We start from the raw sequence: 233 nt of genomic DNA on the forward strand, positions 1-233 counted from the left end.
GGCAACGAGAACTACAGCGTCAATCTCGCTGCCCCGGTGAACGCCACCATCGCCAGCGGCACGGTCAGCACGACCATTGCCGACGACGGCACGGGGACGGGTGGCAGCAACGACGACCGTCCGCAAGTTGGCAGCATCGGCAGCCCGACGGTGGCCGAAGGCGGCAACCTGGACTTCGCCGTCACCCTGACCCACCCGAGCACCACCCCGACCGTGGTCACCCTGACCCCGGC

The 233-nt window shown here is 69.1% G+C and carries 1 protein-coding gene; it reads left to right on the forward strand.

Annotated features, from left to right (window positions below):
* Positions 1-233 (forward strand): hypothetical protein (locus tag SAZ04_RS23080; RefSeq protein WP_332700146.1); only part of this gene is annotated, 233 nt, incomplete at both ends.

Source organism: Halalkalibacter lacteus (assembly GCF_036663595.1).
Classification (GTDB): Bacteria; Bacillota; Bacilli; order Bacillales; family Bacillaceae_D; genus Halalkalibacter; species Halalkalibacter lacteus.